At 66.8% G+C, this 1,070-nt stretch carries 2 protein-coding genes and 1 pseudogene; all 3 read left to right on the top strand.

What is annotated here, in order from left to right; all coding sequences use genetic code 11:
- Positions 1 to 253, top strand: a pseudogene (locus NS365_RS24840) (hypothetical protein); the annotation flags it as partial.
- A 70-nt stretch (positions 254 to 323) separates the two neighbouring features.
- Positions 324 to 662: a hypothetical protein gene (locus NS365_RS23260; protein WP_058602633.1), complete on the top strand. Its 339-nt coding sequence runs from the start codon at positions 324 to 326 to the stop codon at positions 660 to 662.
- On the top strand, positions 659 to 991 hold the full coding sequence (locus NS365_RS23255; RefSeq protein ID WP_153003944.1) for a hypothetical protein: 333 nt from the start codon (positions 659 to 661) through the stop codon (positions 989 to 991). The genes NS365_RS23260 and NS365_RS23255 overlap by 4 nt, the downstream gene beginning before the upstream one ends.
- Positions 992 to 1,070: the final 79 nt, after the last annotated feature.

Here is a 1,070-nt window from a genome sequence, read left to right as displayed (position 1 = left end):
GCTGGTGCGCAGGCTCGGCGTCCAAGGCCGATTTCCTCTCAATGCCTGGACCGAACTCCAGCTTCGTGTGGCTTCGCCGCGCGACCTGTCTCGGGACGCTTCGGTTGAGGCGCATCTGACGGGGCAGCGACCCCTGCATTTCTGCCGGGCGCATTTGCGGGTCCGGCTGGGGCGGCTTGAGGTCGTTCGCTCGCACTGGCGCGGCGATGCCTCGCTTGGGATCAAGCAAACCCGCTATCGGGTGTCGGCATGAGGGCGGCGCTTCGTGGCCGTCCGGCGTCTGGGGTAGCGGCCAGCCCGCTGGATCGCGCGGGGCCGCCGCTGTGACGATCCGTTTAAACGCTTGTCTCGAATGCGGATGCGACCTCGCCCCCGGCCCGAAGGATCGGGAATTTTGTTGCGCGGGGCATCGCACGGCCTGGAACAACCGCCGGCTCCAGCGGGGCGCGGCGCTTTACGATCTCTGGATGGCGCACCGCTGGCAACGCTCGGAAGCGCAGGCGGCGGGGCTGTTTCAGGCGCTGTGCCGGCTCGTGTCCGACTATCGGGCCGAGGATCGGGCCGAGCGCGAGGGCCGCCGCTCCTGGCGGCGTCACGAACTGGTGCTGGGCGACCGCCCGCATCTCAAGGCCAAGAAATTCAACGTGAGGGGTGGGCGATGACGGTTTGGCAACCGAGGATGCGCTGCGTCTGCATCAAGACGCCACCGACGCACGGGGACGGGTTCGCCGTCCCGCAAATGGGCGTCGTTTATACCGTCCGGAGTGTCGTGGCGGTCAGCGAAAACCGCAGCGGCATGGTGCTTCTGCGGTTCTTCGAACTCGATAACACGCGCTGGATCGGTGAGCGGTTCTTCGATCTTGAGCGGAGTGTGGATTTCGTTCTGACGGCCGAGCCGGCCTTCCGCTGTGGTTATTTCCGCCCGCTGTCTGAGACGCGGATTGACGTGTTTCGCCGGCTTCTCGCTCCAACTGATCGGGTGTCGGCTTGAGCGTCGTCTGCGACGGGCGCGGCGGTCCCGATCCGTTCGAGCTGGCCGAGCGCGATGGCGCGGGGTGCCTTGCGTTCCT

The sequence above is a fragment of the Aureimonas ureilytica genome (assembly GCF_001475935.1).
Lineage (GTDB): Bacteria > Pseudomonadota > Alphaproteobacteria > Rhizobiales > Rhizobiaceae > Aureimonas > Aureimonas ureilytica_A.
The sequence above is the reverse complement of the archived record's forward strand: the minus strand, read 5'-3'. Positions and strand labels throughout refer to the sequence as shown.